The sequence below is a fragment of the Pseudomonas sp. EL_65y_Pfl2_R96 genome (genome assembly GCF_963970905.1).
Taxonomy (GTDB): domain Bacteria; phylum Pseudomonadota; class Gammaproteobacteria; order Pseudomonadales; family Pseudomonadaceae; genus Aquipseudomonas.
In genome coordinates, this window is record NZ_CAXAQH010000029.1 from 24109 (window position 1) to 50006 (window position 25898).

Consider the following 25898-nt stretch of genomic DNA (forward strand, 5'->3'; position numbering starts at 1 on the left):
AGTACTGAAGATTCGCAGAAGCGGCATTGTAACAGCACGTTCCTACAGACGCTTAGGCTGAATTATCGGCCATAACGATCAAAAAGTTTGATCAAGCGGCCAAGCCAATGGCCCTGTGGGAGCGGGCTTGCTCGCGAAAACGGTGTATCAGGCTACTCATATGTTGAATGTGCGTCCGCCTTCGCGAGCAAGCCCACTCCCACATTGATCGTATTCAGTCTGCGCCAAACGGGTACGGCTGTTTCCACTTTGCGAAGATCGGTTTCAGCTGGCCGCTTTTTACCAGCAGTTCCATGCGCTGATCGAACAACGCCATCAGATGGCGTGCCCGGAGTGTATCGGCGAAGCACAGGTACAGTGGCAAATCCGCGATGTGCGTGCGTTGAAACTGCGACGGGTCCTTGGCTCGGCTGACGATGGAGTCAACCTCGTCTAGCGCGTCGATGTAGTAGTCGACGCGGTTTTGAATCAGCATCGACAGAATCCCGCTACGCCGCACAACTTCGTTATAGCGCCGCACGTTGGGCAGGTAAGCCTGATACTTGTAGCCGCGCACCCAGACCAATCGATAATTGCCCAGGTTTTCCGCGGTCGGTGTCGGATTGCTGGCCAGGCCCAGTGCATAGATGGGATCGGTATCGAAACTCCAGCGCGGATAGAGCACGTCGCTGACTTCATCCCGATAGGCACCGACACAGGCGTCCACTTCGCCACGCTGTGCCAGGCCCGTGGCGCGCGTATACGGTTCGATTCGAATATCCAGTTTGACGCCCGCCGGCTCGAACACCTCGCGCAACAGGTCCCAGCCCAAACCACGACCATCGGCGGCGGTGAAGTCTTCCCAGGCTTCGCTGGCAAGGTGAATCACGGACGGCGGCGTCGGTGCTTCACTCGCCCGGGCGAGCGACCAAAACGTCGCGAAAACCATTACCATCAACCAGCGAGCCATTTTTCGTCCTCGTCTGCAGCCTTCAGGCGAAAAGCCACACCAGCCCTTGCATCGCCAACCAGGCAAACACACCAGCCAGTACGTCGTCGAGCATGATCCCGACGCCACCGTGCACATGCCGGTCGATCCAGCGAATCGGCCACGGCTTGAGGATGTCGAAGAAGCGGAACATCAGGAACCCCGCCAGCAACCAATACCAACCTTCCGGCACCAGCCACAGGGTGATCCACATTCCGACCATTTCGTCCCAGACGATGCCTTCATGGTCGTGCACACGCAAATCGTCGGCGACCTTGCCGCACAGCCAGAAGCCGAACAGCATGGTGAGGCCGAGCATCAGCCAGTAGCCCCAGTCGGGCAGCATCTGCCACAACGGAATAAAGGGTAACGCCACTAACGAACCCCAGGTGCCCGGCGCTTTTGGCAGGGTGCCCGAGCCGAAGCCGAACGCCAGGAAATGCCACGGATTGCGCCACACCGATGGCGGCACGAACTCTGCCGGGACCTGTTTGGGATGATCTGTCACGGTGTCTCCCGAAAATGTTGATAACCCCGGATTGGCGGGGTGATGTCGTGTCCGTCGGCGTCCAGCAGTGTCACGCCCTGCCCTGCTATGACCTGCCCAAGCACATGGATCGGCCAGCCGTCCGCCAGCAACAATGGCAACTCGGCGGGCGGCAAGGTGAAGGCCAGCACGTAATCGTCACCGCCGCTCAGGGCGGCTTGCTCAGCGTCGGACTGACCGAGGAAGGCCAGCAGCGCCTTAGACAACGGCAGCTTGTTGCGCTCTACCTGAACCCCGACTTTCGACGCCAAGGCAATATGCCCGCAGTCGGCGAGCAGGCCGTCGGAGATATCCAGCGCCGCAGTGGCTCTGCCGCGCAACGCCATGCCCAGACCAAGCTGCGGTTGCGGCGACCAGTAATGGGCACGCAACGGCTCAGCGATGGCCGCGTCAGCCATTCGCTGGCCGAGCACCAGCGGCAATGCGCCCGCACCGTTACCCAACTCACCACCCACGCAGAGCAAATCGCCCGGCTGTGCTCCGCTGCGGGTCAACGCCAGACCGACCGGCACCCGACCGAACACGGTCATGGTCAGGCTCAACGGCCCGCGAGTGGTATCGCCACCCACCAGCGCCACACCGCAATTTTGCGCCATGAGGTTCAAACCACGGGCGAAGGCTTCCAGCCAATCGGTGGTCACCGTCGGCAAGGTCAGGGCAAGGGTAAAGGCAATGGGAGCGGCGCCCATGGCGGCCAGATCACTGACAGCCACAGCCAGCGAGCGCTGACCGAGCAGAAACGGGTCGCAAGGGTCGGCGAAATGCACACCGGCCACCAGCGTATCGGTGGAAATCGCCAACTGCTCCCCGGGGGGAACAGCCAGCAAGGCGCAGTCGTCACCGATCCCGAGGGCAACGCCTTCGCCGCCCCGCGCACAGGGCGCGGCGGCGAAGAAATTGCGGATCAGCTCAAACTCACCCATCGCAAATTCAAGCGCCGATCAGCGCTTGAATGCCTTCACTTCAGCTTCACGCAGACGCGGGGCCAGCTTGTCGAGCACACCGTTGACGAACTTGTGGCCGTCGGTGGAACCGAAGACCTTGGCCAGTTCGATACCTTCGTTGATTACAACGCGGTACGGCACGTCGACGCGCTCAAGCAGTTCCCAGGTGGACAGGCGCAATACCGCCAGCTCAACAGGGTCCAGCTCTTCGATGGTCAGATCCAGGCAAGGCTTGAGAGCCGCGTCGATCTTGTCCTTCTGCGCTGGAACCCCATGCAGGATTTCACGAAAGTAGGCGCCGTCGACATCACTGAAATCGTTATCGACCCGGAACTGCGCTTCGATCTCGTTCAGCGATTGCTTGGCCATGTGCCATTGGTACAGTGCCTGAGTCGCGAGCTGACGGGCTTCGCGACGCTTGACGCTTTTCGATGGCTTGCCGGCATCCGCAGGCTTTGGATCGCGCGGGTTGAAACGATCGCTATCGTCGCTAATCACTTGGCCTCCAACTGCGCCAGCAGGCTGACCATTTCCAGGGCGGACAGGGCAGCTTCAGCACCTTTGTTGCCGGCCTTGGTGCCGGAACGTTCGATGGCTTGTTCGATGGAATCAACGGTCAGCACGCCGAAAGCGACCGGTACGCCGAACTCCATGGACACCTGGGCCAGGCCCTTGGTGCATTCGCCAGCCACGTATTCGAAGTGCGGAGTACCGCCACGAATGACCGCGCCCAGGGCGATGATTGCCGCGAACTCGCCCTTCTGAGCGACTTTCTGCGCAACCAGCGGGATTTCGAAGGCGCCAGGCGCACGGATGATGGTGATGTCGCTTTCGCTCACGCCATGGCGAACCAGGGCATCAACTGCACCGCTGACCAGGCTTTCAACGACGAAGCTGTTGAAACGGCCCACTACCAAAGCGTAGCGGCCTTTAGGGGCGATGAAGGTACCTTCGATGGTCTTCAGGGTCATTCGTTAGATCTCTTAAAGAGCCGGGACGCGTTTTCTACGCGCCCCTCAGTGATATTTGAACCGCGAATACAGGACCGCAACACCCAGGTCTTATTCGGAGGGCACGTATTCTACAACTTCCAGATCGAAACCGGATATCGCATTAAATTTCATCGGTGCACTCATCAGGCGCATTTTACGCACGCCCAGGTCCCGAAGGATCTGCGAACCGGCGCCGACGATGCTGTAGGTGGTCGGTTTTTTCACCGCATTGTGGTCGGCGGTTTCGCGGATGTGTGCCAGCAACACGTCGCCATCGAGCGGGTGCCCCAGCAACAGCACCACACCGCTGCCAGCCTCGGCGACCGCGGCCATGGCGGCGCGCAGGCTCCAGCGGCCCGGTTGCTTGACCATCAACAGGTCACGCAGCGGGTCCATGTTGTGCACCCGGACCAGGGTCGGCTCTTCGGCGCACACGGTGCCCAGGGTCAGGGCCATGTGCACGTCGCCTTCCACCGAATCACGATAGGTCACCAGGTTGAACTGGCCCAGTTCGCTGTCCAGCGGCTGCTCGGCAATCCGCTGAACGGTACGTTCGTGGATCATCCGGTAGTGAATCAGGTCGGCGATGGTGCCGATCTTGATGTTGTGCTCGGCGGCAAACGCTTCGAGTTCGGCGCGACGGGACATGGTGCCGTCGTCGTTCATCACTTCGCAGATCACGCCGCTCGGCTCGAAGCCGGCCATGCGCGCCAGGTCGCAGGCGGCTTCGGTGTGGCCGGCGCGGGCCAGGGTACCGCCGGCCTGGGCCATCAGCGGAAAGATGTGGCCAGGGCTGACGATGTCTTCAGCCTTGGCGTCTTTGGCGGCAGCGGCTTGCACGGTGCGCGCACGGTCAGCCGCGGAGATACCGGTGGTGACGCCTTCGGCGGCTTCGATGGACACGGTGAACTTGGTGCCGAAGCCGGAACCGTTGCGTGGTGCCATCAACGGCAGCTTGAGCAGTTCGCAGCGCTCGCGACTCATCGGCATGCAGATCAGGCCACGGGCATGCTTGGCCATGAAGTTGATGTGTTCAGCCTTGCAGCATTCGGCGGCCATGATCAGGTCGCCTTCGTTCTCGCGGTCTTCGTCATCCATGAGGATGACCATCTTGCCTTGGCGGATGTCTTCAACCAGTTCTTCGATGCTATTGAGCGCCACAAGGCACCCCCCTTCTTTCGAAATTTGAGCTTCAGGATTTGAGATAGCCGTTTTGGGCCAGAAAGCTTTCGGTGATGTTACCGGCAGAAGGCTCCGCGGCCTTGTCGCCCAACAGCAGGCGCTCCAGATAACGGGCCAGCAAGTCGACTTCCAGGTTCACCCGGCGACCTGGCTTGTAAGACGCCATGATGGTTTCGCTCAGGGTGTGCGGAATGATCGTCAGCAGGAATTCGGCGCCATCGACTGCGTTCACCGTCAGGCTGGTGCCGTCGACGGTGATCGAGCCCTTGTGGGCGATGTACTTGGCCAGGTCTTTCGGCGCGCGGATGCGAAATTCCACGGCGCGGGCATTGTCGGTACGCGAGACCACTTCGCCAACACCGTCGACGTGACCGCTGACCAGATGCCCGCCCAGGCGGGTGGTCGGGGTCAGGGCTTTTTCCAGGTTGACCGGGCTGCCGCTTTTAAGGTCATTCATGGCGGTGCAGTCGAGGGTTTCGCGACTGACGTCCGCCGCAAAACCATTGCCCGGCAGTTCAACCGCCGTCAGGCACACGCCGTTGACGGCAATGCTGTCGCCCAGTTTGACGTCGCTCAGGTCAAGCTTGCCGGTTTCTACGTAAACCCGCACATCTCCGCCTTTTGGGGTCAATGCACGAATACTGCCGATGGATTCGATGATGCCGGTAAACATGGAGTCCTCCTCGAGAACAGGGCCAGCACTAGAGCAATGGCCGGGAATTATACGCTCGCCGATGGCACAGGGATGGCAGTGACTCGCCAGTCATCGCCAACCGCGCGGATTTCGGTAATTTTGAGCTCGGGCGCCTCTTTCATTTGCGCCAGCGGCCAGTCCAGCAACGGTCGCGCCGTGGAGCCGAGAAACTTGCCGGCGATGAAGATCTGGAACTCATCCACCAGCCCTTGCTGAGCGAACGCCCCGGCCAGACGCGGGCCGGCCTCGACCAGCACTTCGTTGACGCCACGGGCCGCGAGCTCGACCAACAGCTTGCGCAGGTCAACCTGGCCATCGTCGCCGGCCACGATCAGGCATTCAGGACCGTTGGCGTATTGCTCTTCGATTGCCATACACGTGGCGACCAACGCAGGGCCAGCCTTGAAGAACGGCGCATCCAGCGGCACCCGCAGACGACCGTCGATCAGCACGCGAAGCGGCGGACGGCTCATGGCCAAGGCTGTTTGTTCGGGATCCAGGCCCAATTCATCGGCTCGCACGGTCAAGCGGGCATTGTCCGCGAGCACCGTGTCGGCGCCGGTCAGCACCACGCTGGCCTGGGCGCGCAGGCGTTGTACCGCCGAACGCGCCGCTGTACCTGTGATCCACTGGCTCTCGCCGCTTTCCATCGCCGTGCGACCGTCGAGGCTCATGGCCAATTTGACCCGCACGAATGGCAAGCCGTGTTCCATGCGCTTGAGGAAGCCTTCATTAAGCTTGCGCGCCTCGCTTTCCAGCACGCCGCTTTCGGTGGCGATACCGGCCTGGGCCAGACGTTGCAGGCCGCGACCGGCGACTTCCGGGTTCGGGTCCTGCATCGCCGCGACGACGCGCGCCACACCGGCATTGACCAGCGCTTCGGCACAGGGCGGCGTACGGCCGTGGTGGCTGCAAGGTTCGAGGGTCACGTAAGCCGTGGCGCCCCGCGCCTTGTCGCCCGCGGCACGCAAGGCGTGGACTTCGGCATGGGGCTCGCCGGTGCGCACATGCCAGCCTTCGCCGACAATCTGCCCGTCACGCACCACCACGCAGCCAACCCGGGGGTTGGGGTGCGTCGTGTAATGACCTTTGCGCGCCAGTTCCAGGGCGCGGGCCATGTAATGGATGTCGAGGATGGCTTGTTCCGGGGAGGTGGTCATTCTTTCACCGGCTCACGGGCGAGGCGATCGATCTCTTCACGGAACTCGTTGAGGTCCTGGAAGCGTCGATACACCGAAGCGAAGCGGATATAGGCGACTTCATCAAGCTTCTTCAGCTCGGCCATCACCAGTTCGCCGACCACGAGGGATTTGACCTCACGCTCACCGGTGGCGCGCAGCTTGTGTTTGATGTGCACCAGCGACGATTCGAGGCGCTCGACACTTACCGGGCGCTTCTCCAGCGCCCGCTGCATGCCGGCGCGCAGTTTTTCTTCATCGAACGGCTGGCGACTGCCGTCGGTTTTGATCAGGCGCGGCAACACCAGTTCAGCGGTTTCGAACGTCGTGAAACGTTCGCCGCAGGCCAGGCATTCACGCCGGCGGCGCACCTGTTCGCCCTCGGCGACCAGACGCGAGTCGATGACCTTGGTGTCGTTGGCACCGCAGAAGGGACAGTGCATGGTGGCAGGCAACAAAAAATGGGAGGGCCATGGTAGCGCATCCCCGTGGCAAGACAAGCCATAGGGTTTGCGGTATACAGACTGGCTGTATATGGATTTCACTTGCTGGAGCCGCCAATGTCTTTACGCCCCCTCATTTTGCTCAGTCTTTTCAGCCTGTTGGTGGCCTGTGGCAGTGATGCGCCCAAGCCCCAGCCACCGACTCCAGGCCCGGCGCCACAACAGGCGCAGAAGAAAGCCAAGGCGTCTGCCGAGCTCGGTCCGCTGCCGGCTTACCAACGTGAAATCAGCGGCACGCTGTTGGGCGTGCCGGCCGATGCCGAAGTCGAACTGGCGCTGCTGGTGATCGACGACAAGGATCGCCCGCAACAATTGCTCGCCAGTGCCAACCTGATCGGCACCCATCAGGTGTTGCCGTTTCGTCTGCGTTTCAACCCTGAATCCTTCCCGGTTGGCGCTCGCGTTGAACTGCGCGGGCGCGCCAGCCAGTCCGGGCAGTTGATTCTGCATCTGCCGGCGCAAATGATCACACAGCCAACCACCCAGGCATTGGGTCAGCTGCAATTCGTCAAAGCACCATGATTGCACCGCTCGACCTGCAACAGGCATTGAGTGAACTGCTCGGCGATGCACAGCTTGTAGCCTGTGAGTTACCGGGCACCGCGCTGAAACTCTGGCTGATCGACGGCGACAACATGGACCGCGCCTTCAGCCCCGAAGAAACCCGGCGGATTCTCCACGAGCCGCCGTACTGGAGTTTCTGCTGGGCCAGTGGGCTGGCCGTGGCGCGCTATCTCGCCGATCACCCGCACTGGGTCGAGGGCAAACGGGTGCTGGATTTCGGCGCCGGTTCCGGGGTGGCCGCGATTGCGGCGGTGAAAGCCGGGGCGCTGGAAGTGGTGGCCTGCGACCTGGACCCGCTGGCGATTGCTGCATGTCGGGCGAATGCTGAACTCAATGATGTGCAGCTCAGCTACTCGACGGACTTTTTCGCCGAAGCGGATCGGTTTGATCTGATTCTGGTGGCCGATGTGCTCTACGACCGGGCGAATCTGCCGTTGCTCGACGAGTTTCTCAGCCGTGGCCGGGAAGCGTTGGTGGCGGATTCACGGGTGCGGGATTTTCGCCATCCGCTGTATCGGCGCATCGAGATGCTGGAGGCGATGACCTTGCCGGACCTGGCCGAACCCGAAGAGTTTCGGCATGTGAGCCTCTACCATGCCACCCGAGCTTGATCGTTCCCACGCTCTGCGTGGAGGAATGCAGCCCGGGACGCTCCGCGTCCCAAAGCGGACGCAGAGCGTCCATTGAGGCATTCCCACGCAGAGCGTGGGAACGATCAGCGTTACGACTTTCAGCAGCCCCCCACCAAGCCTTATAGTGGCCTCATCCACGCTTTTACGAGAGACCCCATGAGTCAGGAAACGCCGTACATCTTCGACGCCACAACTGCCGATTTCGACCAGTCGGTGATCGAGAACTCTTTTCACAAACCGGTACTGGTGGATTTCTGGGCCGAATGGTGTGCGCCGTGCAAGGCCTTGATGCCGATGCTGCAAACCATCGCCGAGAGCTATCAGGGCGAGTTGCTGCTGGCCAAGGTCAACTGCGACATCGAGCAGGACATTGTTGCGCGCTTCGGCATTCGCAGCCTGCCGACCGTGGTGCTGTTCAAGGACGGTCAGCCAGTGGACGGTTTTGCCGGTGCACAACCGGAATCGGCTGTGCGCACCATGCTCGAGCCCCACGTGCAAATGCCGCCGCCCGCTGCGGCCGACCCGTTCGAGCAGGCTCAGGCGCTGTTCGATGACGGTCGTTTCGCCGACGCCGAAGCCACGCTCAAAGTACTGCTGGCTGAAGACAACACCAATGCCAAGGCACTGATTCTCTACGCCCGCTGCCTCACCGAGCGCGGCGAACTGGGTGAAGCGCAAATCGTGCTCGACGCGGTCAAGACCGATGAACACAAAGCTGCGCTGGCCGGTGCCAAGGCGCAGATCCAGTTTCTCGGTCAGGCCAGGGATTTACCGGATGCGGCAGACCTGAAAGCGCGTCTGGCGAAAAATCCGCAGGACGATGAGGCGGTCTATCAACTGGCGATCCAGCAACTGGCCCGTCAGCAATATGACGCGGCGCTGGATGCCTTGCTGAAACTGTTCATCCGCAACCGCAGCTACAGCGAAGGCTTGCCACACAAGACCTTGCTGCAAGTGTTCGAATTGCTGGGCAACGATCACCCGCTGGTGACCACGTACCGTCGCAAGTTGTTTGCCGCGCTCTATTAAGGTCAAAAGATCGTCCGAACGCGGCCCGAGCCTGCGGCAACTCTTACGCCGGCTTGTGCCAGCTGTAGAGCGGCGTATCCCCGCCGCTCACCACTTTGACGTCTGCGCAGTGGCGCAAGCGCACCAACAAGCGTTTGCCCGCCGCTGCGCTGCCGGTCAGCCCTTCCAGCTGCTCCAGCAAATCCGGCCCGCTCAATTGCCCTGCCTTGCGCAGCAGTTCTTTGGCGATCTGCCAAAGCGCATCGTCCTGATTCACCGGTTTGGCGGGCGTCGCACTCGCCTCGGGTTTGGCAGCCTGCAACTGCGCACCGAGCTGCGCCCAGTCGCCCTCATCCAGTTCCAGCGTCAAATCCACCGGCCAGTCGCCGATGCTTCCGCGTATTCGCAACATAAGTCTGCTCCTGCCCATACATGTCTTGCATGCTCCCATGGGTCTTGCGCAACGCCAAGCAGACGGTCAAACTCTCGGCACTTTCGTTATAAGATTACATAACAAACTCTTCACTTTACTTTTCGGAGACCCGTCATGCGCCGTCTGCTGCTCGCTTTGCCGTTTGCCCTGTTGCCGCTGGCTGTCGCCCACGCGGCTGTCGAGCATGATCATGATCACGATGAGCACGGCAGCCTCAGCGCCCACGAACATGGCGTCGGTCGCCTGAATGCGGCGCTGGATGGCCAGACTCTGGAATTGGAACTGGAAAGCCCGGCGATGAACCTGGTGGGTTTCGAACACGCCGCCACCACCGACGCCGACAAGGCCAAGGTCGCCGCCGTCCGCGCGCAGCTGGAAAAACCGCTGGTGCTGTTCAACCTGCCAAAAGCCGCCGGTTGCGTGGTCGCGACTCAGGAACTGGAAAGCCCGCTGTTCGGTGACACGCCGGATGCCGATGACCATGACAAGGAAGACGCCAAGGACGGTCACGAGCATCACCATGACCACAGCGAGATCCATGCCCACTACCAATTCAGCTGCTCGGCCCCGGGCGCGCTGAAGACCCTGGATTTGGCGAACATATTCAACACATTCCCGGCCACCCAGAAGATTCAGGTACAACTGATCAGCCCGAGCGGGCAGCAAGGGGTTGAAGTAACAGCCAAGGCTGCCGCCCTGAAATTCTGAATTCACCGAAGATCCCCTGTGGGAGCGAGCCTGCTCGCGATAGCGGCCGAACAGTCGACATCTATGTTGAAGGTGATGGCCTCATCGCGAGCAGGCTCGCTCCCACAGGGGGTTGGTGTTGAATGTGACATTGAGACAAGTACCCAAAACCCATGAAATCGGCGCTATGACCCAAGCACTCATCGAACTGTCCGACCTGGGCTTCAGTTGGCCCGGTCATCCGCCGCTGCTGGACATCCCGGCGTTTCGCCTTATGCCTGGTGAAACCCTGTTCCTCAAAGGCCCCAGCGGCAGCGGCAAAACCACCCTGCTGGGTCTGCTCGGCGGTGTGCAGAAGCCTGATCGCGGCAGCATTCGCCTGCTGGGCCAGGAGCTGACCGAACTCTCGGCCGGTGCCCGCGACCGCTTCCGGGTCGATCACACCGGCTACATCTTCCAGCAGTTCAACCTGCTGCCGTTCCTCTCGGTTCGCGAGAACGTCGAGTTGCCCTGCCACTTCTCCAGGCTACGCGCCGAACGGGCGACACAGCGTCACGGCAGCGTCGATCAGGCCGCCGCCACGCTGCTCGCCCACTTGGGCCTGAAGGATGAAAACATCCTCAGCCGCCGCGCCGATTCGCTGTCCATCGGCCAGCAGCAACGGGTCGCCGCCGCGCGCGCGTTGATCGGTCAGCCAGAATTGGTGATCGCCGACGAACCGACCTCGGCGCTGGACTACGACGCCCGCGAGAACTTCATTCGCTTGCTGTTCGCCGAATGCCGCGAAGCCGGTTCGAGCCTGTTGTTCGTCAGCCATGACCAGAGCCTGGCGCCGCTGTTCGATCGCAATCTGTCGCTGGCCGAGCTCAATCGCGCCGCCACGCCCGTAGAGGTCTGAGATGTATTTGTTTCGTCTAGCCATGGCCAGCCTGGCTAACCGTCGCTTCACCGCGATTCTCACCGCGTTCGCCATCGCCCTGTCAGTGTGCCTGCTGCTGGCCGTGGAGCGGGTGCGCACCGAGGCCAAGGCCAGTTTCGCCAGCACCATCAGCGGCACCGACCTGATCGTCGGCGCACGTTCCGGTTCAGTGAACCTGCTGCTGTATTCGGTATTCCGCATCGGCAACGCCACCAACAATATCCGCTGGGACAGCTTTGAGCATTTCGCCAACAACCCGAAAGTGAAGTGGGCGATCCCGATGTCCCTCGGCGATTCCCATCGCGGTTATCGCGTGATGGGCACCACCGAGGCGTACTTCGAGCATTACCAATACGGCCATCAGCAGCACCTGGAACTGGCCGGTGGCCGCGCCTTCGCCAGCGATCCGTTCGAAGTGGTGCTCGGCGCCGAAGTGGCCGATGCGTTGCATTACAAGCTCGGCGACAAACTGGTGCTGGCCCATGGCGTGGCGGCGATCAGCCTGGTCAAGCATGACGACAAACCGTTCACCGTGGTCGGCATTCTCAAACGCACCGGCACCCCGGTAGACCGCACGCTGCACATCAGCCTCGGCGGCATGGAAGCCATCCACATTGACTGGCACAACGGCGTGCCGGCGCGTGGTAACGGCCGGATCAGTGCCGATCAGGCGCGCAACATGGACCTGACGCCGCAAGCGATTACCGCGTTCATGCTCGGCCTTAACAACAAGATTTCGACCTTCGCGCTGCAACGTGAAATCAACGAATTCCGTGGCGAACCGATGCTGGCGATCCTGCCGGGCGTGGCGTTGCAGGAGTTGTGGAGTTTGATGAGCACGGCGGAAAAAGCCTTGTTCGTCGTCTCGCTGTTCGTGGTGCTGACCGGGTTGATCGGCATGCTCACAGCGATTCTCACCAGCCTCAACGAGCGGCGCCGGGAGATGGCGATTCTGCGTTCAGTGGGCGCGCGGCCATGGCATATTGCGACTTTACTGGTGCTGGAAGCGTTTGCCCTGGCGCTGTCGGGGGTGATTGTCGGCGTGGCGCTGCTGTATGTGGGCATCGCCGTGGCGCAAGGTTACGTGCAATCGAATTACGGCTTGTACCTGCCGCTGGCCTGGCCGAGTGAATATGAATGGACGCTGCTCGGCGGCATCCTGATCGCCGCGCTGCTGATGGGCAGCGTGCCGGCCTGGCGCGCTTATCGCCAATCCTTGGCCGATGGCCTGTCGATCCGCCTGTGAGGACGTTGAACATGCCCCGCGCTCTGCTTGCGCTGTTGCTGCTGGTTGCTCTGCCGCTGTGGGCGGCCGAGCCGAAAGACCTGACCTGGTCGGAGATGATCCCGCCGGATGCCCCGCCAGAAGTGCCGAACATGACGCCACTGCACGACCTGTCGAAGATGAGCGACACGTTGTCCGCGGAGTCGGCTCTGGCCGCCAAGCAGGACATGCCCAACGCTCCGGTGGTGAAAAGCCTCGATGGCCAGAATATTCGCTTGCCGGGGTACATCGTGCCGCTGGAAGTCAGTGAAGAAGGCCGCACCACGGAGTTTCTGCTGGTGCCGTATTTCGGCGCCTGCATCCACGTACCGCCTCCGCCGTCGAACCAGATCGTGCATGTCAAAAGCGAAGTCGGCGTGAAGCTGGACGAGCTGTATCAGCCGTACTGGATCGAGGGTGCGTTGCAGGTCAAGGCGTCCACCAGTGAGTTGGCGGATGCCGGGTATCAGATGGAGGCGGACAAGATTTATGTGTATGAGCTGCCGGAGTGAGTCCGGTAGTTGTGTGTTGTTTGATCGATAGCTTTCGCGGGCAAGCCCGCACATTCGATCTCCGATGTCAGGAGATCCCGTGTGGGAGCGGGCTTGCTCGCGAAGGGGCCTTTGAAGGCTGCGCAAAAATCAGGGCCATCACTGTTTCATTGAGCTGAGTCAAAAGACTGTATCAATTGGATCCCTACCATTGGACATCGAACATTTTTAACGTCCTTTGGAGCCCCCATGCACAAGTCCCTGCTCAGTGCTTCGCTGTTTGCCCTCGCGCTTGCAGCCCCGCTCGCCCATGCCCACGACGCCGGTGACATCATCGTTCGGGCCGGTGCGATCACCGTCAACCCGGAAGCCGACAGCTCCAGCGTCAAGGTCGATCAGGGCCCGCTGAAGGGCGCCGATCTGGGTGGCAAGGCCACCATGAGCAGCGACACGCAATTGGGTCTGAACTTCGCCTACATGATCACCAACAATCTGGGGATCGAACTGCTGGCGGCCTCGCCGTTCGAGCATGACGTGAAGCTCAAAGGCACCTCCCTGGGCGCCGCCAACGGCAAACTCGGCACCCTCAAACACCTGCCGCCGACCCTGAGCCTGGTCTACTACCCGCTGGACTCCAAGTCCGCGTTCCAGCCGTACATCGGCGGTGGTATCAACTACACCTGGATCTACGATGAGCACGTTAGCAGCGAAGCCGCCGCCAACGGCTTCAGCAACTTCAAGGCGGATAACTCCTGGGGTCTGGCCTGGCAGGTCGGTGCCGACTACATGCTGACCGACAACGTAATGATCAACGCTCAGGTACGCTACATCGACATCGACACCACCGCGACCGTGGAAAACAACGCCGTCGCACCAGGCACTCGAGCCAAGGTCGACGTTGATGTGGACCCGTTCATCTACATGGTCGGTCTGGGTTACAAGTTCTAAGCAACATTTGTCCGGCTTTTGTGGCGAGGGAGCTTGCTCCCGCTGGGCTGCGAAGCAGACCCAATAATGGCGACTGCTGCGCAGTCGAACGGGAGCAAGCTCCCTCGCCACGGTTATTGCATCGGCCACAAAAAAGGCACCTTCAAAGGCGCCTTTTTCATGGCTGTGTAAAACCTCAGCGCCCCAGCAACCGCGCCAGGCCAACACTCATAGGGGTTTGCTCCGGGTAGGTAAACCGCTCCAGCAAACGCCGGTTATTCGCGCGTGAATGGCGGATGTCACCGGAGCGCGCCGGGCCGTAGCTCACGGGCGGCAGCTTGCCGACCACCGCTTCAAGGGCTGCCAGCATCTGCTTGAGCGTCGTCGCCTGATTCCAGCCGACATTCACCGCGCCAACTTCGACCTGCGGTTTCTCGATGGCTTGCACCAACACGTCCACCAGGTCCTCGACGTAGACAAAATCCCGAGTCTGCTCGCCATCGCCGAACACAGTGATCGGCAGGCCTTTCTGCGCGCGCTCGCTGAAAATGCTGATCACCCCGGAATACGGCGAGGACGGATCCTGGCGCGGGCCGAAGATGTTGAAGAAGCGGAAAACCACCGGTTCCAGACCATGCTGGCGGCGATAGAAATCGAAGTAATGTTCGCTCGCCAACTTGTCCGCCGCGTACGGCGTCAACGGTGCCTTGGGTGTGTCTTCGTCGATCGACTCACCTTCGCCATTGTTGCCATAGACCGCCGCGCTGGACGCGTACAGCACCCGTTTGACGCCGGCCTGACGCATGGCTTCGCAGACATTCAGCGAGCCGATGAAATTGCTCTGATGCGTCTTCACCGGATCGTCCACCGAGGCCTGCACCGAAGCCACCGCAGCCAGGTGCGCCACAGCGCTGCAACCGACCATCGCCTGCGCCACCAGTGCGGCGTCGGCGACGTCGCCTTCGATCAGTTCGATGAGGGGATTGTCCAGCGGCAGGTTGCTGCGTTTGCCGGTGGACAGGTCATCGAGAATGCGCACCGAGTGTCCTTTGGCGAGCAAGGCGTCGGTCAGGTGCGAGCCGATGAAACCGGCGCCGCCGGTGATTAAAACAGGGCCGTCAGCCATGGCGATAAAACCTATCCAGTAAGCCCGGGAGTGCCGCGCGCCAGGCGCGGGGTTTGATCCCGAAAGTGTGCAGAATTTTCTTGCAGGCCAGCACCGCGTGTTGCGGTTCTTCGGCGGCGTCGGGCCGTGCGGCGTGAGCCTGGGCGGTCGGCGCTTCGATGGCCAGCGGGTGCAGGGCGCGTGCTTCGGTCAGGATTGCCTGCCCCAGTGCCAGCGGCGTGGTCGCCTCATGCCCGGCGTAGTGATAAGTGCCCCACAGCGGCGCCGCGCAATCGAGTTGCTTGAGCACCGAAATGATCACCCGGGCGGCGTCGTCCACCGGCGTCGGATTACCGCGGCGATCATCAGCCATCAACAGTTCTTCAGCTTTTTCGGCGCGACTCAGGAATCGCCCAAGGGTGCCGTCGGGGCTGTCATCGAGCAGCCAGCCGAAACGCAGCAGTACATGCTGCGGACAGGTGGCGCGCACGCTTTGCTCGATGCGCCACAAGGCCTGACCGCGCAAGCCCAACGGTACCGGTTCGTCTTTTTCGCTGTAGGCAGTCGCCCGGGAGCCATCGAACACGCGATAACTCGACGGTTGCAGCAGCACGATGTTGTGATGCTGGCACAGCTCGGCCAGCCGCTCGATGGCGCGCTCCTGCCCGGCCAGACGCTGCTCGCTGACGGTCTCCGCCTGGAACCAGTCGAAATAGTAGGCGAGATTGATCAACGCATCCGGACGGGTATCGTCGAGCAGTTGCGTCAGGCTCGCGGCGTCCCAGCCGTCTTGTGGTGGGCGGGGGGCGAGGAAACCGATGTCTTCCTCCGCACCGAGGCGAATCAGCGCCTGCCCAAGGGCATTTCCGCCGCCCAGTAACATAAGGCGCATTCGCATAGAGTCAGCAGGCCCAGTCTGATTGGAACGATGGCTTTATCGACAGCGCCCGCAGGCGATGTCCTCAATAATTGCCGGAATCGTTGCATTTTGCGGGTTTAGTGCGCAACCGTCATCCGTAAAGTGTAGATCCCGGGGAATTGTGGCGCTGCTACTGGCCCCATCGCGGGCAAGCCCGCTCCCACAGGGATCTTCTGTGAACGCAATATTTATGAACAACAGAGGACACTGTACAAGCGGGCTTGCCCGCGATGGGGCCCTAAAGACCAGCGAAGGCTTGAGCGGTACTTGCATCTTCCTCACCCCACCCGCATAAATTACTCCATGAATCTGCCCATCCCCACGGACGCTGCACTGGCAGGCTTTCACCCCGCCGTCAGCGCCTGGTTCAGCAACACCTTCGCGACGGCCACCGCCGCCCAGGCCCGGGCGTGGCCGTTGATCCGCCAGCGCCGTTCAACGCTGATTGCCGCGCCCACCGGCTCCGGCAAAACCCTTACCGCGTTTCTGGCGGTGCTCGACGATCTGGTCCATCGCGGCCTGGAAACCCCTGGTGGCCTGCCGGACGAAACCCTGGTGGTCTACGTTTCGCCGCTCAAGGCCCTGTCCAACGACATCCAGATCAACCTGCAAAACCCGCTGGCCGGCATCACTGAACAGCTGCGCGTGATGGGCCTGCCCGACGTGCCGATCAGCACCGCCGTGCGCACCGGCGATACGCCGCAAAAAGAGCGCTCGGCCATGCGCAAAACCGCGCCGCACATTCTGGTGACCACCCCGGAATCCCTTTATGTGCTGCTCGGCTCCGACTCTGGCCGGCAAATGCTCGGCACTACGCGTACGGTGATCGTCGACGAAATCCACGCCATCGCCGCCAGCAAACGCGGCAGCCACCTGGCCCTGAGCCTGGAGCGTTTGCAGGCGCTTTGCTCACACCCGCTGGTGCGTATCGGCCTGTCCGCCACGCAAAAACCCATCGAAGCGGTCTCGCGCTTTCTGGTCGGCCGTGATCGCGACTGCGACATCATCGACATCGGCCACGCCCGCCCACGGGACCTCGATATAGAGGTGCCACCCGTGCCGTTGTCGGCGGTGATGGCCAACGACGTGTGGGAGCTGGTCTATGACCGACTCGCCACCCTCGCCCGCGAGCACCGGACCACACTGATTTTCGTCAACACCCGGCGCCTGGCCGAACGCCTGAGCCGACACTTGAGCGAACGCCTCGGCAAAGAGGCCGTGGCCGCCCACCATGGCAGCCTGGCCAAGGAGTTTCGCCTGGACGCCGAGCAACGGCTCAAGCGCGGTGAGCTGCAAGTGCTGATCGCCACCGCTTCGCTGGAGTTGGGGATCGATATTGGCGACGTCGACCTGGTGTGCCAGATCGCTTCGCCGCGCTCGATTGCCGGTTTTTTGCAACGGGTCGGCCGCTCCGGGCACCAGGTCGGCGGCACGCCCAAGGGCCGGTTGTTCGCCACCACCCGCGACGACCTGATCGAATGCGCCGCCCTGCTCGATTGCGTGCGCCGTGGCGAACTCGACACCTTGCTGATCCCCGAAGCACCGCTGGACGTGCTGGCCCAGCAGATCATCGCCGAGGTCAGCTGCCAGGAATGGCAGGAGCAGGCGCTGCTGGCGATGCTGCGAAAAGCCTCGCCTTACGCCACGCTCGACGAAAAGCACTATCAGGCACTGCTGCAAATGCTCGCCGAGGGCTACAACGGTCGCCTGGGTATTCGCAGCGCTTACCTGCACCGGGACGCCGTAAGCCGCACCTTGCGTGGCCGTCGGGGCGCCAAGCTGACCGCTGTGACCAGCGGCGGGACGATTCCGGACAACGCCGACTACAGCGTGTTGCTGGAGCCTCAGGGGCTGAACATCGGCAGCGTCAATGAAGACTTCGCGGTGGAAAGCATCGCCGGGGATATCTTCCAGCTGGGCAATACGTCGTATCGGATCCTGCGGGTTGAAACCGGCAAGGTCCGGGTCGAGGACGCTCAGGGTCAGCCGCCGACCATTCCGTTCTGGCTCGGTGAAGCACCCGGTCGCAGCGATGAACTGTCATTCGCCGTGGCCCGCCTGCAAGCGCACCTCGATGAACGGCTCGGCGCCACACCCGGCAATCTGCACCCGGCGCTCGACTGGCTGACCGACACCCTCGGCCTGAACCTCGCCAGCGCCGAGCAACTGGTCGACTACCTGGCCCGGGCCCGCCTGACCCTCGGCGCCTTGCCGTCGCAAGATACCTTGGTGATGGAACGGTTTTTCGACGAGTCCGGCGGTACGCAGTTGATCATCCACTCGCCGTTCGGCAGCCGCATCAACCGCGCCTGGGGCCTGGCCTTGCGCAAGCGTTTCTGCCGCACGTTCAATTTTGAATTGCAGGCCGCCGCCAGCGAGGACGCCATCGTGCTGTCGCTGTCCACCAGCCACAGCTTCGAGCTGGACGACGTCTGGCGTTACCTGCACAGCAACAGCGCCGAGCACATTCTGATTCAAGCGGTGCTCGAGGCGCCGCTGTTCGGTGTGCGCTGGCGCTGGAACGCCGGGGTCGCCCTGGCGCTGCCACGTTACAGCGGCGGACGCAAAGTACCGCCGCAGATCCAGCGGATGAAAAGCGAAGACCTGATCGCCAGCGTGTTTCCCGATCAGATCGCCTGCGTGGAAAACCTCGCCGGCGAGCGCGAGATTCCCGACCATCCGCTGGTGGAACAAACCCTCGACGATTGCCTGCACGAAGCCATGGACAGCGAAGGCTGGCTGGCGTTGTTACGGCGCATGGAACAGGGCGACATCCGCCTGATCAGCCGCGATTTGCCGGCGCCCTCGCCACTGGCGGCAGAGATTCTCAGCGCCCGCCCCTACACCTTTCTCGACGATGCACCGCTGGAAGAGCGGCGCACTCAGGCGGTGCTCAACCGCCGCTGGAGCGATCCGCAGTCCACCGACGACCTCGGTGCCCTGGACGCCGAGGCGATTGCCGCTGTGCGCGACGAAGCCTGGCCAGCGCCCACCGGCATCGATGAAATGCATGAGGCCTTGATGAGCCTGGCGTGCATTACCGATACCGAGGCCCAGGCCAACACGAAGTGGCTCGATTGGCTGCACACCCTGGCCGACAGTGGCCGCGCCAGCCGTTTGCAAATCAATACCGAACAATCGCTGTGGTTGGCGCTGGAGCGACTGACCTACCTGAAGGCGATTTATCCACAGGCCGCGTTGCTGCCAGCGCTAGAGGCGTTGCCGGGTTTCGATGAAACCTGGGAGCCAGACGAAGCGGTGCTGGAAGTGATCCGTGCGCGGCTCAGTGGGTTTGGTCCGTTGCCGCTGACGGCGATTGCCGAGCCGCTTGGATTACCGGCGCTTCAAGTCACTCAGGCACTGGCGCAACTGGAACGCGAAGGTTACGTACTGCGCGGGCAATTCAGCCCGGGCGCCCGTGAAGAAGAATGGTGCGAACGGCATTTGCTGGCGCGGATTCATCGCTACACGGTCAAACGGCTGCGACGGGAAATCGAGCCGGTGGCGTTGCAGGATTTCATGCGTTTTCTGTTCGACTGGCAGCATCTTTCCACCGCGAGCCGAGGCCAGGGCAGTGCAGTGTTGCCGGCGATCATCAGCCAGTTCGAAGGCTACCCCGCCGCCGCTTCGGCGTGGGACAGCGACATTCTGCCGGCGCGGCTCAAAGACTATTCGGCGAGCTGGCTGGATGAGTTATGCCGCAGCGGCAAACTGGTCTGGACCCGCCTGACCGCGCACAACAAGAGCGCCGGCACGGCATTGCGCAGTACGCCAATTCTGTTACTGCCGCGCAGTCAGGTCGGGTTGTGGAGTGGTTTGACCGAACAGACACCGGTCAGTGAACTGTCGCCGAAAACGCAGAAAGTCCATGAAGCGCTCAGCCAGCACGGCGCGCTATTTTTCGATGAACTGATTCACGAGGCCCATCTGCTGCGCTCGGAACTGGAAATCGCCTTGCAGGAACTGGTCGGTGCCGGACTGGTAAACGCCGACAGCTTCGCCGGCCTGCGCGCGCTGATCACCCCGGCCAGCAAACGCCAGAATCGCAGCAGCCGACGCGGGCGCGGAGTGTTTGTCGGCGGGATGGACGACGCCGGGCGCTGGGCGTTGCTGCGACGCGGTGCCGCCGCGCCGGTTGTGGATAAGCAACGTCCAACGCCCACACCCACAGAAACCCTGGAATACATCGCCATGACCTTGCTGCGCCGTTACGGCGTGGTGTTCTGGCGCTTGCTGGAGCGTGAGGCGGATTGGTTGCCGAGTTGGCGGGAATTGCTGCGCACGTTCCATCGGCTCGAGGCCCGGGGAGAGATACGTGGCGGGCGGTTTGTCAGTGGTCTGGCGGGGGAACAATTTGCGCTGCCCGAGGCGATTGCGTCGCTGCGCGAAGTCAGGCGGCGACCGCACGACGGTAGTCTGATCGCGGTGTGTGGGGTGGATCCGCTGAACCTCGCCGGCACCCTGTTGCCGGGGGCGAAAGTGCCGGCGCTGGCGAGCAATCGACTGGTGTATCGCGATGGTCTTCCTGCCGCGGCGGAGATTGCCGGCAAGCAGCAGTTCTGGCTGGAGCTGGAGCAACAGGCCATGGCCGAGGTGCGTAGTAAATTGATCCGGCATTGATGTTGGTTGGCCTGGCCTCTTCGCGAGCAAGCCCACTCCCATATTTGATTTGTGGTGTTTTGGCGAGTTTTTACCGTCCGTAGCCCCGTCGAAACTTTCACCCGCGCCCCACAGTCATCAAAAGACAGGGCTGTCCGAGGACGGGAGGCGACATGAGGCCAAGCTTTATCACCCACATCAAGCGCCTGCGGGACATTCATGAACCGCTGGCGAGTTTCTTCGTCCTCGGCGAACCGGCTGCCGAAGGCGCGCTGCCATGAGCATTCCCGAACCGGTCGGCGGGACCGATGAACAGCAACCAATCATCAGCGCCGTGAGCCGCTTTACCGTGCTGACGGTCAACACCCACAAGGGGTTCACCGCGCTCAATCGGCGCTTCATCCTGCCCGAGTTGCGTGAGGCGGTGCGCAGTGTGTCCGCCGACGTGGTGTTTTTACAGGAGGTCCACGGCACCCACGAGCATCACCCCCAGCGCTACAACAACTGGCCGGCAATGCCCCAGTACGAATTCCTTGCCGATACCCTGTGGCCGCAATTTGCCTATGGACGCAACGCCGTATACCCGGCGGGCGATCACGGCAATGCGCTGTTGTCAAAATTCCAGATCATCCGCCACGACAACCTCGACGTGTCCATCAGCGGCCACGAGAACCGTGGAATCCTGCATTGTGTGCTGCGCCTGCCTGGCGATGGTCGGGAAGTGCATGCCATTTGCGTCCATCTGGGGCTGCGCGAAAGCCACCGGGCGGCACAACTCAAGCTGCTGACCCAACGTATGGAAGAGTTACCGGAAGATACCCCGGTGATCGTCGCCGGCGACTTCAACGACTGGCGCCTGCGCGCCGATGCGCGGCTCAATCCTTGCGGTTTGCGTGAGGTCTTCGCCGAGCTGCATGGCAAACCGGCCCGCAGTTTCCCGGCGCGTTGGCCGGCGTTACGCCTGGACCGCATCTACGTGCGCAACCTCAAGGCCAGTCACCCGCAAGTATTGGCAGCACGGCCCTGGTCACACCTTTCCGACCATGCTCCGCTGTCGGTGGAAATCGAGCTATGAGCAGCCCATCGATGGGAAAAGCCACGGCCGAGCACCTGTCCCCGCCTCCCCCCGTGCGCGAACCGGCGGTGACTGACTTCGAGTACGGCTGGCACGGTAACAACCGGGTCGAATTGCTGGAAAACGGTGAAGCGTACTTTCCACGGGTGTTTGAAGTACTGCGCCAGGCCCAGAGTGAAATCCTGCTGGAGACGTTCATTGTGTTCGAGGACAAGGTCGGCAATGAGCTTCAACAGATCCTGATTGAAGCAGCTCAACGCGGTGTGCGCATCACCGTCAGCCTCGACGGTTTTGGCTGTGGCGAACTGAGTACGGAGTTCCTCGCCGCCCTGAGCAACGCAGGCGTACGGCTGCAAATATTCGACCCCGCCCCGCGTCATTTTGGCATCCGCACCAACTGGTTCCGCCGCCTGCACCGCAAGATCGTGGTGGTCGACGGCATGATCGCGTTCATCGGCGGGATCAACTTTTCCGCCGACCATCTGGCCGACTTCGGCCCCGAGGCCAAACAGGATTACTCGGTTGAAGTGCAGGGCCCGGCGGTGGCCGATATTCATCACTTTGTCCTGCTGAAAAGCGGTCGACCGGCCCGGGCCAAATACTGGTGGCAACGCCGCAGACAGAGGCGCGCGGAACTGGCGGTCAGCGATCATGATGGTCAGGTGCGGCTGGTGTATCGCGACAACGCAGAACACCCAAAAGATATCGAAGAGGTGTACTTGCAGGTAGTGCGCACTGCCCGACGTCGTGTGGTGATTGCCAATGCCTATTTCTTTCCAGGCTATCGGCTGCTGCGGGAGATCCGCAATGCCGCGCGCCGAGGAGTCGAGGTGCACCTGATTCTTCAGGGGCAGCCGGACATGCGGGTGGCCAAGCTCGCCGCGCGCATGACCTACGACTACCTGCTGCGGGCCGGGGTGGTGATCTACGAATATTGCGACCGCCCCCTGCATGGCAAAGTCGCCCTGGTCGACGAGGACTGGAGCACCGTCGGTTCGAGCAATCTCGACCCGCTGAGTTTGTCTCTGAACCTGGAGGCCAATGTGCTGATCCGCGACCGAGCCTTCAATCGCGACCTGTACGAGCGTCTCGACGAGTTGAGCAGCAACCACTGCAAGATCATGTCGATAGACAAGGCGCCTCGCGGGTGGGTCTGGCACATGACCATCGGCTTTCTGGTGTTTCACTTCCTGCGGCATTTCCCGGCGTGGGCCGGTTGGTTGCCGGCGCATAAACCGCGCCTCAAACCCTTCATCCATCCGGCCGGGAGCGCCAAGGCATGAGCCATTCCGAAGCGCAGCCTGCCCCGCACTCCGACACGCCAGGCAAACCCCTCTGGCGCCGCTGGAAAAAGCCTCTGACGATGCTGTTTTTCCTGGCGTTGATCGTTTTGTTCACGATGCTCGCCCAGGGCATCGAATGGGATGAAGTATTCGACACGCTGGCCGATTTCAAAGTACGCACGCTAATCATCGCATCAGGCCTGACCCTGGTGAGTTTTCTGGTTTACGCCTGTTTCGACCTGATCGGCCGCACCTACATCCGGCAGAACCTGACCTGGCGGCAGATCCTCCCGGTGGGAATCATCAGCTATGCCTTCAATCTCAACCTGAGCGCCTGGGTCGGCGGCATCGCCATGCGTTACAGGCTGTATTCACGGCTTGGCGTGAGTAAAGGCAACATCGCGAAAATCCTCGGGCTGAGCCTGGCGACCAACTGGTTCGGTTACATGGTGATTGCCGGCACAGTGTTCAGCAGCGGACTGGTGCGAATGCCGCCAGGCTGGAAGCTGAGTAGCGAAGCCTTGCAAGGCGTGGGCGTGTTGTTGCTGCTATTGAGTGCAGGATATTTGGCGGCCTGCCGGTTTTCCAGGCGGCGGGAGTGGTCGATTCGCGGCGTGGAAATCGACCTGCCGTCGCTGCACATGGCGATCCTGCAACTAGGCCTCGGCGCACTGAACTGGTCACTGATGGCGGCGGTGATCTTCACCCTGCTGCCGAGCAAACTGGACTATCCGCTGGTGCTTGGCGTGTTGCTGATCAGCGCCATTGCCGGGGTCATCACCCATATTCCCGCCGGGCTCGGCGTGTTGGAGGCGGTGTTCGTGGCGCTGCTGCAACACCAGGTTTCGCGGGGAAGCCTGGTGGCGGGGTTGATTGCTTATCGGGCGATCTATTTCATTCTGCCGCTGTTGATCACCGTGGTGATGTACCTGGTAGTGGAAGCCAAGGCCAAGTCGTTGCGGATCTCGAAAAAACCTTCTTGAGGTATTCGCTGAAGCGGATGCCGCCTTCGCGAGCGAGCCCGCTTGTGTCTTGCGCAGGAATTAGACTGAGGGTGAGAGCGGTGAGTGGCAAGCTGAATGATCGCAAGAACACCCCACATCATGTTGACTGGATAATGCTCAACCGCTCGCCCACCACCATTTCCGTGATCCAGCCCACAAGGATCGAGGTGTACGCCTGTTGCGAGACAGGCTCGCTCAAGGCGTGATCGGCACCGTCGATAATCCGGTGGGTCAACGAGTGGGTCCGCTGACACGCAGCGCGGTAACTCATGATCGTCGCATGGGGTACATAGGCGTCGGTCTCGGACTCCACCAGCAACACATCCCCGGTAAATTGCGAACAGGCATGCAGTGCGCGATTGCTGTCAGCGCGGACCCGTGTGTTGCGGTAATCGCGTAAATCGACCTTGTCCAATTCACGCTTGGGCGCGTGCCAAAAGTCGTCGCGATACAGCGCCGGCACTCGCAGCGCCAACCAGCGCACAGGGCGTAACGTCGTCAGGATCGCTGCCAGATAACCGCCATAACTGGTGCCGACCACCGCGATCGCGGAGGTATCGAGCGCCGGATGGGCGAGCAAGCGATCGTAGGCCGCCAGCAGGTCGCGCAGGTTGTCGTCGCGGGTCACCCGGGACAACGGAATACCGGTCCCGCCGGTATGGCCGCGCAAGTCGAACGTCAGACATACGCAACCCAACCCGGCAATGCCTTTGGCGCGTTCCAGGTCACGCTCCTGACTACCGCCCCAACCGTGGACGAAAAGCACACCCGGGACTTTCGATTTGGGGCTGAGGAAGGTCCCGCTCATCTGTTCATCGTCGATGTCGATCGCAATGGTTTCGCTTCTAGCCGTCATAGGATTTGACCGTTACGTACTTGAGAAGAAAGTCACTGTGTTCCGCCGGTCCGCGGTAGACCTCAATGGCGTTCGGCGGCAGCGGTTGGTCGGTATAGGTTTCGGCCGACGACACGCGAATCGCGCGCAGGCCGGGGTCGTTGACGAAGCTTTGCAGCGCCGCGACTTCAGCGCTGCTGGCACCGCCCAGGCGCCAGGATTGTTCGAGCACGCCGCTGCGTTGTTGGCCGTTGCAGTCCAACCCCTGGGCGATGTCGTAGTTGCGCCGCGAGGCGTAGAAACCGGGGTAGGCTTCATCCGCCGCGCTATCGAACACCTGCGCCTTCTGGATCGCCAGCCTCACCTCATCCGGCAGTTCCAGCGCCAGCAAGTCCTCGTAATAGCCCTGCACCACCAACAGGTTGGACCCGCCATAAACCTGCTCACCCTCCCCGTCTTCGGTCAAGTATTGATCACCGCAATAACTCAGCACGCTGTCGCCGATAAAACTCTGACCAACACTGTGGGTGATCACCTCAGTCAAGTCCTGCTCCAGCACCACACCTTCGGTGAACAACGCTTTGGCATCGGGACGAGCGAGGATGGCGTCGAACTGGCTGAGGCTTTTGATCACTTCCTGACCGCGTCCGGCGCAGGCATGAATTGGCTTCATGCGAATCGGGCCGCTGTAGAGCAGATGCTCCGCTGCCGGGCGGGCATCGTCCAGGGAGAACACGCTGAGGCCATCGAGCACGACGCTGCGGACCCGCTCGGAAAACAGGGGCGCCCAACCTTCGGGGGCGAACGCATAGCGGCTTAACAAGCCATGACTGATGGCTTTGGTGCAGATGAAATCGTGGTCGACGTAACCGCCCCACAAATCCTCCGGCCCTTTGACGCCCAGCTGCCGAGCAGCAGCGACGCCTACCAGCGTCTGGGTCGGCAACAGATAAAGGTCACGGCCGCTGTGCAATTGAAGGTCGTAGCTGCCGCCGTATTCAAGCCCGACGATCTGTGCCAGCCAACGGGCCAGCGCGCGATTGGTTTCGACTTCGTGCAGCGGAGCATCGGGTCGCACCGAATGGGCGAGCACCAGTTTCTTGCGGTTTGTTGGGGTCATGCGTTCCCCTTCAATCTGCGTGTGAT

The 25898-nt window shown here is 61.8% G+C and carries 26 protein-coding genes; 12 read left to right on the plus strand and 14 right to left on the minus strand.

The genetic code is table 11. From position 1 onward, the window contains the following. Window positions 1–214: 214 nt before the first annotated feature. The 9 genes from AACY49_RS23615 to nrdR form a co-directional block, all read right to left on the minus strand. Window positions 215–949: a substrate-binding periplasmic protein gene (locus AACY49_RS23615; protein ID WP_339526777.1), complete on the minus strand. Its 735-nt coding sequence runs from the start codon at window positions 947–949 to the stop codon at window positions 215–217. Window positions 950–971: 22 nt separating this feature from the next. Beyond that, window positions 972–1475, minus strand: coding sequence for a phosphatidylglycerophosphatase A family protein (locus AACY49_RS23620; protein ID WP_258698864.1), 504 nt, complete (start codon window positions 1473–1475; stop codon window positions 972–974). Beyond that, window positions 1472–2437 carry a thiamine-phosphate kinase gene (gene thiL, locus AACY49_RS23625; RefSeq protein WP_339526780.1) on the minus strand — a complete coding sequence of 322 codons (966 nt, stop codon included), beginning with the start codon at window positions 2435–2437 and terminating at the stop codon, window positions 1472–1474. Before thiL ends, AACY49_RS23620 begins: the two co-directional genes overlap by 4 nt. Window positions 2438–2455: 18 nt before the next feature. Beyond that, window positions 2456–2956 carry a transcription antitermination factor NusB gene (gene nusB, locus AACY49_RS23630; RefSeq protein WP_214379096.1) on the minus strand — a complete coding sequence of 167 codons (501 nt, stop codon included), beginning with the start codon at window positions 2954–2956 and terminating at the stop codon, window positions 2456–2458. After that, complete coding sequence (ribH, locus tag AACY49_RS23635; RefSeq protein ID WP_003228649.1) at window positions 2953–3429, minus strand: 6,7-dimethyl-8-ribityllumazine synthase; 477 nt, start codon at window positions 3427–3429, stop codon at window positions 2953–2955. Before ribH ends, nusB begins: the two co-directional genes overlap by 4 nt. A 90-nt stretch (window positions 3430–3519) precedes the next feature. Then, window positions 3520–4611, minus strand: a complete 1092-nt coding sequence (gene ribBA, locus AACY49_RS23640) for a bifunctional 3,4-dihydroxy-2-butanone-4-phosphate synthase/GTP cyclohydrolase II (RefSeq protein WP_258698862.1) — start codon at window positions 4609–4611, stop codon at window positions 3520–3522. A 31-nt stretch (window positions 4612–4642) separates the two neighbouring features. After that, window positions 4643–5305 carry a riboflavin synthase gene (locus tag AACY49_RS23645; protein ID WP_258698861.1) on the minus strand — a complete coding sequence of 221 codons (663 nt, stop codon included), beginning with the start codon at window positions 5303–5305 and terminating at the stop codon, window positions 4643–4645. A gap of 47 nt (window positions 5306–5352) precedes the next feature. Further along, window positions 5353–6486 (minus strand): bifunctional diaminohydroxyphosphoribosylaminopyrimidine deaminase/5-amino-6-(5-phosphoribosylamino)uracil reductase RibD, encoded by a 1134-nt coding sequence (ribD, locus tag AACY49_RS23650; RefSeq protein ID WP_320393175.1) that lies wholly within the window; start codon window positions 6484–6486, stop codon window positions 5353–5355. Next, complete coding sequence (nrdR, locus tag AACY49_RS23655) at window positions 6483–6947, minus strand: transcriptional regulator NrdR (RefSeq protein ID WP_007906838.1); 465 nt, start codon at window positions 6945–6947, stop codon at window positions 6483–6485. Before nrdR ends, ribD begins: the two co-directional genes overlap by 4 nt. Window positions 6948–7064: 117 nt before the next feature. Between nrdR and AACY49_RS23660 the strand changes: the two genes are divergently transcribed. The 3 genes from AACY49_RS23660 (at window position 7065) to trxA (ending at window position 9232) form a co-directional block, all read left to right on the plus strand. Next, entirely contained in the window at window positions 7065–7529 is a 465-nt protein-coding gene (locus tag AACY49_RS23660; RefSeq protein WP_320393174.1) for a YbaY family lipoprotein, read from the plus strand. Beyond that, window positions 7526–8182 carry a class I SAM-dependent methyltransferase gene (locus AACY49_RS23665; protein ID WP_339526789.1) on the plus strand — a complete coding sequence of 219 codons (657 nt, stop codon included), beginning with the start codon at window positions 7526–7528 and terminating at the stop codon, window positions 8180–8182. Before AACY49_RS23660 ends, AACY49_RS23665 begins: the two co-directional genes overlap by 4 nt. Before the next feature lie 177 nt (window positions 8183–8359). Continuing rightward, complete coding sequence (gene trxA / locus AACY49_RS23670; RefSeq protein ID WP_052967072.1) at window positions 8360–9232, plus strand: thioredoxin; 873 nt, start codon at window positions 8360–8362, stop codon at window positions 9230–9232. Between the two features lie 43 nt (window positions 9233–9275). Here the strand turns inward: trxA and AACY49_RS23675 are convergent, their stop codons facing one another. Then, the gene (locus tag AACY49_RS23675; RefSeq protein ID WP_258698857.1) at window positions 9276–9623 is read right to left on the minus strand and encodes a hypothetical protein; all 348 of its coding nucleotides are present in this window, start codon (window positions 9621–9623) and stop codon (window positions 9276–9278) included. Between the two features lie 135 nt (window positions 9624–9758). Between AACY49_RS23675 and AACY49_RS23680 the strand changes: the two genes are divergently transcribed. The 5 genes from AACY49_RS23680 (at window position 9759) to AACY49_RS23700 (ending at window position 13953) form a co-directional block, all read left to right on the plus strand. Further along, window positions 9759–10352, plus strand: a complete 594-nt coding sequence (locus tag AACY49_RS23680) for a DUF2796 domain-containing protein (protein WP_258698856.1) — start codon at window positions 9759–9761, stop codon at window positions 10350–10352. A gap of 166 nt (window positions 10353–10518) precedes the next feature. Next, window positions 10519–11229, plus strand: coding sequence for an ABC transporter ATP-binding protein (locus AACY49_RS23685; protein ID WP_320393171.1), 711 nt, complete (start codon window positions 10519–10521; stop codon window positions 11227–11229). Window position 11230: 1 nt separating this feature from the next. Then, window positions 11231–12496, plus strand: coding sequence for an ABC transporter permease (locus tag AACY49_RS23690; RefSeq protein ID WP_339526793.1), 1266 nt, complete (start codon window positions 11231–11233; stop codon window positions 12494–12496). An 11-nt stretch (window positions 12497–12507) separates the two neighbouring features. Further along, the gene (locus AACY49_RS23695) at window positions 12508–13026 is read left to right on the plus strand and encodes a DUF3299 domain-containing protein (RefSeq protein ID WP_339526795.1); all 519 of its coding nucleotides are present in this window, start codon (window positions 12508–12510) and stop codon (window positions 13024–13026) included. Between the two features lie 228 nt (window positions 13027–13254). Beyond that, a complete protein-coding gene (locus tag AACY49_RS23700) occupies window positions 13255–13953 on the plus strand; it encodes an OmpW/AlkL family protein (RefSeq protein ID WP_339526797.1) in 699 nt (232 codons plus the stop codon). A gap of 175 nt (window positions 13954–14128) precedes the next feature. Here AACY49_RS23700 and AACY49_RS23705 read toward each other — a convergent pair whose 3' ends face one another. Both AACY49_RS23705 and AACY49_RS23710 read right to left on the minus strand, forming a co-directional pair. After that, window positions 14129–15058, minus strand: coding sequence for an NAD-dependent epimerase/dehydratase family protein (locus tag AACY49_RS23705; protein ID WP_339526799.1), 930 nt, complete (start codon window positions 15056–15058; stop codon window positions 14129–14131). Then, the gene (locus tag AACY49_RS23710; RefSeq protein ID WP_223485583.1) at window positions 15051–15935 is read right to left on the minus strand and encodes a sugar nucleotide-binding protein; all 885 of its coding nucleotides are present in this window, start codon (window positions 15933–15935) and stop codon (window positions 15051–15053) included. Before AACY49_RS23710 ends, AACY49_RS23705 begins: the two co-directional genes overlap by 8 nt. A 324-nt stretch (window positions 15936–16259) precedes the next feature. Between AACY49_RS23710 and AACY49_RS23715 the strand changes: the two genes are divergently transcribed. The 4 genes from AACY49_RS23715 to AACY49_RS23730 all read left to right on the plus strand — a co-directional run bounded on the left by AACY49_RS23715 (window position 16260) and on the right by AACY49_RS23730 (window position 23896). Beyond that, window positions 16260–20576 carry a DEAD/DEAH box helicase gene (locus tag AACY49_RS23715; RefSeq protein WP_339526801.1) on the plus strand — a complete coding sequence of 1439 codons (4317 nt, stop codon included), beginning with the start codon at window positions 16260–16262 and terminating at the stop codon, window positions 20574–20576. A gap of 256 nt (window positions 20577–20832) precedes the next feature. Then, entirely contained in the window at window positions 20833–21630 is a 798-nt protein-coding gene (locus AACY49_RS23720; RefSeq protein WP_339526802.1) for an endonuclease/exonuclease/phosphatase family protein, read from the plus strand. Then, complete coding sequence (gene clsB / locus AACY49_RS23725; protein ID WP_339526803.1) at window positions 21627–22913, plus strand: cardiolipin synthase ClsB; 1287 nt, start codon at window positions 21627–21629, stop codon at window positions 22911–22913. Before AACY49_RS23720 ends, clsB begins: the two co-directional genes overlap by 4 nt. Further along, complete coding sequence (locus AACY49_RS23730) at window positions 22910–23896, plus strand: lysylphosphatidylglycerol synthase domain-containing protein (protein ID WP_339526805.1); 987 nt, start codon at window positions 22910–22912, stop codon at window positions 23894–23896. Before clsB ends, AACY49_RS23730 begins: the two co-directional genes overlap by 4 nt. Before the next feature lie 118 nt (window positions 23897–24014). On the opposite strand, the gene AACY49_RS23735 is transcribed toward AACY49_RS23730, so the two are convergent. After that, window positions 24015–24773, minus strand: coding sequence for an alpha/beta hydrolase family protein (locus AACY49_RS23735; RefSeq protein ID WP_339526807.1), 759 nt, complete (start codon window positions 24771–24773; stop codon window positions 24015–24017). Beyond that, complete coding sequence (locus AACY49_RS23740; protein WP_339526809.1) at window positions 24763–25872, minus strand: DUF3182 family protein; 1110 nt, start codon at window positions 25870–25872, stop codon at window positions 24763–24765. Before AACY49_RS23740 ends, AACY49_RS23735 begins: the two co-directional genes overlap by 11 nt. Window positions 25873–25898: the final 26 nt, after the last annotated feature.

Bases quoted from the DNA above. Each gene is read 5' to 3' on its own strand.
- ribD (WP_320393175.1), bottom strand. From the start codon at position 6,486: ATGACCACCTCCCCGGAACAAGCCATCCTCGACATCCATTACATGGCC.
- AACY49_RS23680 (WP_258698856.1), top strand. From the start codon at position 9,759: ATGCGCCGTCTGCTGCTCGCTTTGCCGTTTGCCCTGTTGCCGCTGGCT.
- AACY49_RS23715 (WP_339526801.1), top strand. From the start codon at position 16,260: ATGAATCTGCCCATCCCCACGGACGCTGCACTGGCAGGCTTTCACCCC.
- AACY49_RS23690 (WP_339526793.1), top strand. From the start codon at position 11,231: ATGTATTTGTTTCGTCTAGCCATGGCCAGCCTGGCTAACCGTCGCTTC.
- AACY49_RS23660 (WP_320393174.1), top strand. From the start codon at position 7,065: ATGTCTTTACGCCCCCTCATTTTGCTCAGTCTTTTCAGCCTGTTGGTG.
- trxA (WP_052967072.1), top strand. From the start codon at position 8,360: ATGAGTCAGGAAACGCCGTACATCTTCGACGCCACAACTGCCGATTTC.
- thiL (WP_339526780.1), bottom strand. From the start codon at position 2,437: ATGGGTGAGTTTGAGCTGATCCGCAATTTCTTCGCCGCCGCGCCCTGT.
- AACY49_RS23740 (WP_339526809.1), bottom strand. From the start codon at position 25,872: ATGACCCCAACAAACCGCAAGAAACTGGTGCTCGCCCATTCGGTGCGA.
- AACY49_RS23645 (WP_258698861.1), bottom strand. From the start codon at position 5,305: ATGTTTACCGGCATCATCGAATCCATCGGCAGTATTCGTGCATTGACC.
- AACY49_RS23695 (WP_339526795.1), top strand. From the start codon at position 12,508: ATGCCCCGCGCTCTGCTTGCGCTGTTGCTGCTGGTTGCTCTGCCGCTG.
- ribH (WP_003228649.1), bottom strand. From the start codon at position 3,429: ATGACCCTGAAGACCATCGAAGGTACCTTCATCGCCCCTAAAGGCCGC.
- AACY49_RS23710 (WP_223485583.1), bottom strand. From the start codon at position 15,935: ATGCGAATGCGCCTTATGTTACTGGGCGGCGGAAATGCCCTTGGGCAG.
- clsB (WP_339526803.1), top strand. From the start codon at position 21,627: ATGAGCAGCCCATCGATGGGAAAAGCCACGGCCGAGCACCTGTCCCCG.
- AACY49_RS23705 (WP_339526799.1), bottom strand. From the start codon at position 15,058: ATGGCTGACGGCCCTGTTTTAATCACCGGCGGCGCCGGTTTCATCGGC.
- AACY49_RS23675 (WP_258698857.1), bottom strand. From the start codon at position 9,623: ATGTTGCGAATACGCGGAAGCATCGGCGACTGGCCGGTGGATTTGACG.
- AACY49_RS23665 (WP_339526789.1), top strand. From the start codon at position 7,526: ATGATTGCACCGCTCGACCTGCAACAGGCATTGAGTGAACTGCTCGGC.
- AACY49_RS23720 (WP_339526802.1), top strand. From the start codon at position 20,833: ATGAGCATTCCCGAACCGGTCGGCGGGACCGATGAACAGCAACCAATC.
- AACY49_RS23685 (WP_320393171.1), top strand. From the start codon at position 10,519: ATGACCCAAGCACTCATCGAACTGTCCGACCTGGGCTTCAGTTGGCCC.
- AACY49_RS23730 (WP_339526805.1), top strand. From the start codon at position 22,910: ATGAGCCATTCCGAAGCGCAGCCTGCCCCGCACTCCGACACGCCAGGC.
- AACY49_RS23615 (WP_339526777.1), bottom strand. From the start codon at position 949: ATGGCTCGCTGGTTGATGGTAATGGTTTTCGCGACGTTTTGGTCGCTC.
- AACY49_RS23735 (WP_339526807.1), bottom strand. From the start codon at position 24,773: ATGACGGCTAGAAGCGAAACCATTGCGATCGACATCGACGATGAACAG.
- nrdR (WP_007906838.1), bottom strand. From the start codon at position 6,947: ATGCACTGTCCCTTCTGCGGTGCCAACGACACCAAGGTCATCGACTCG.
- AACY49_RS23700 (WP_339526797.1), top strand. From the start codon at position 13,255: ATGCACAAGTCCCTGCTCAGTGCTTCGCTGTTTGCCCTCGCGCTTGCA.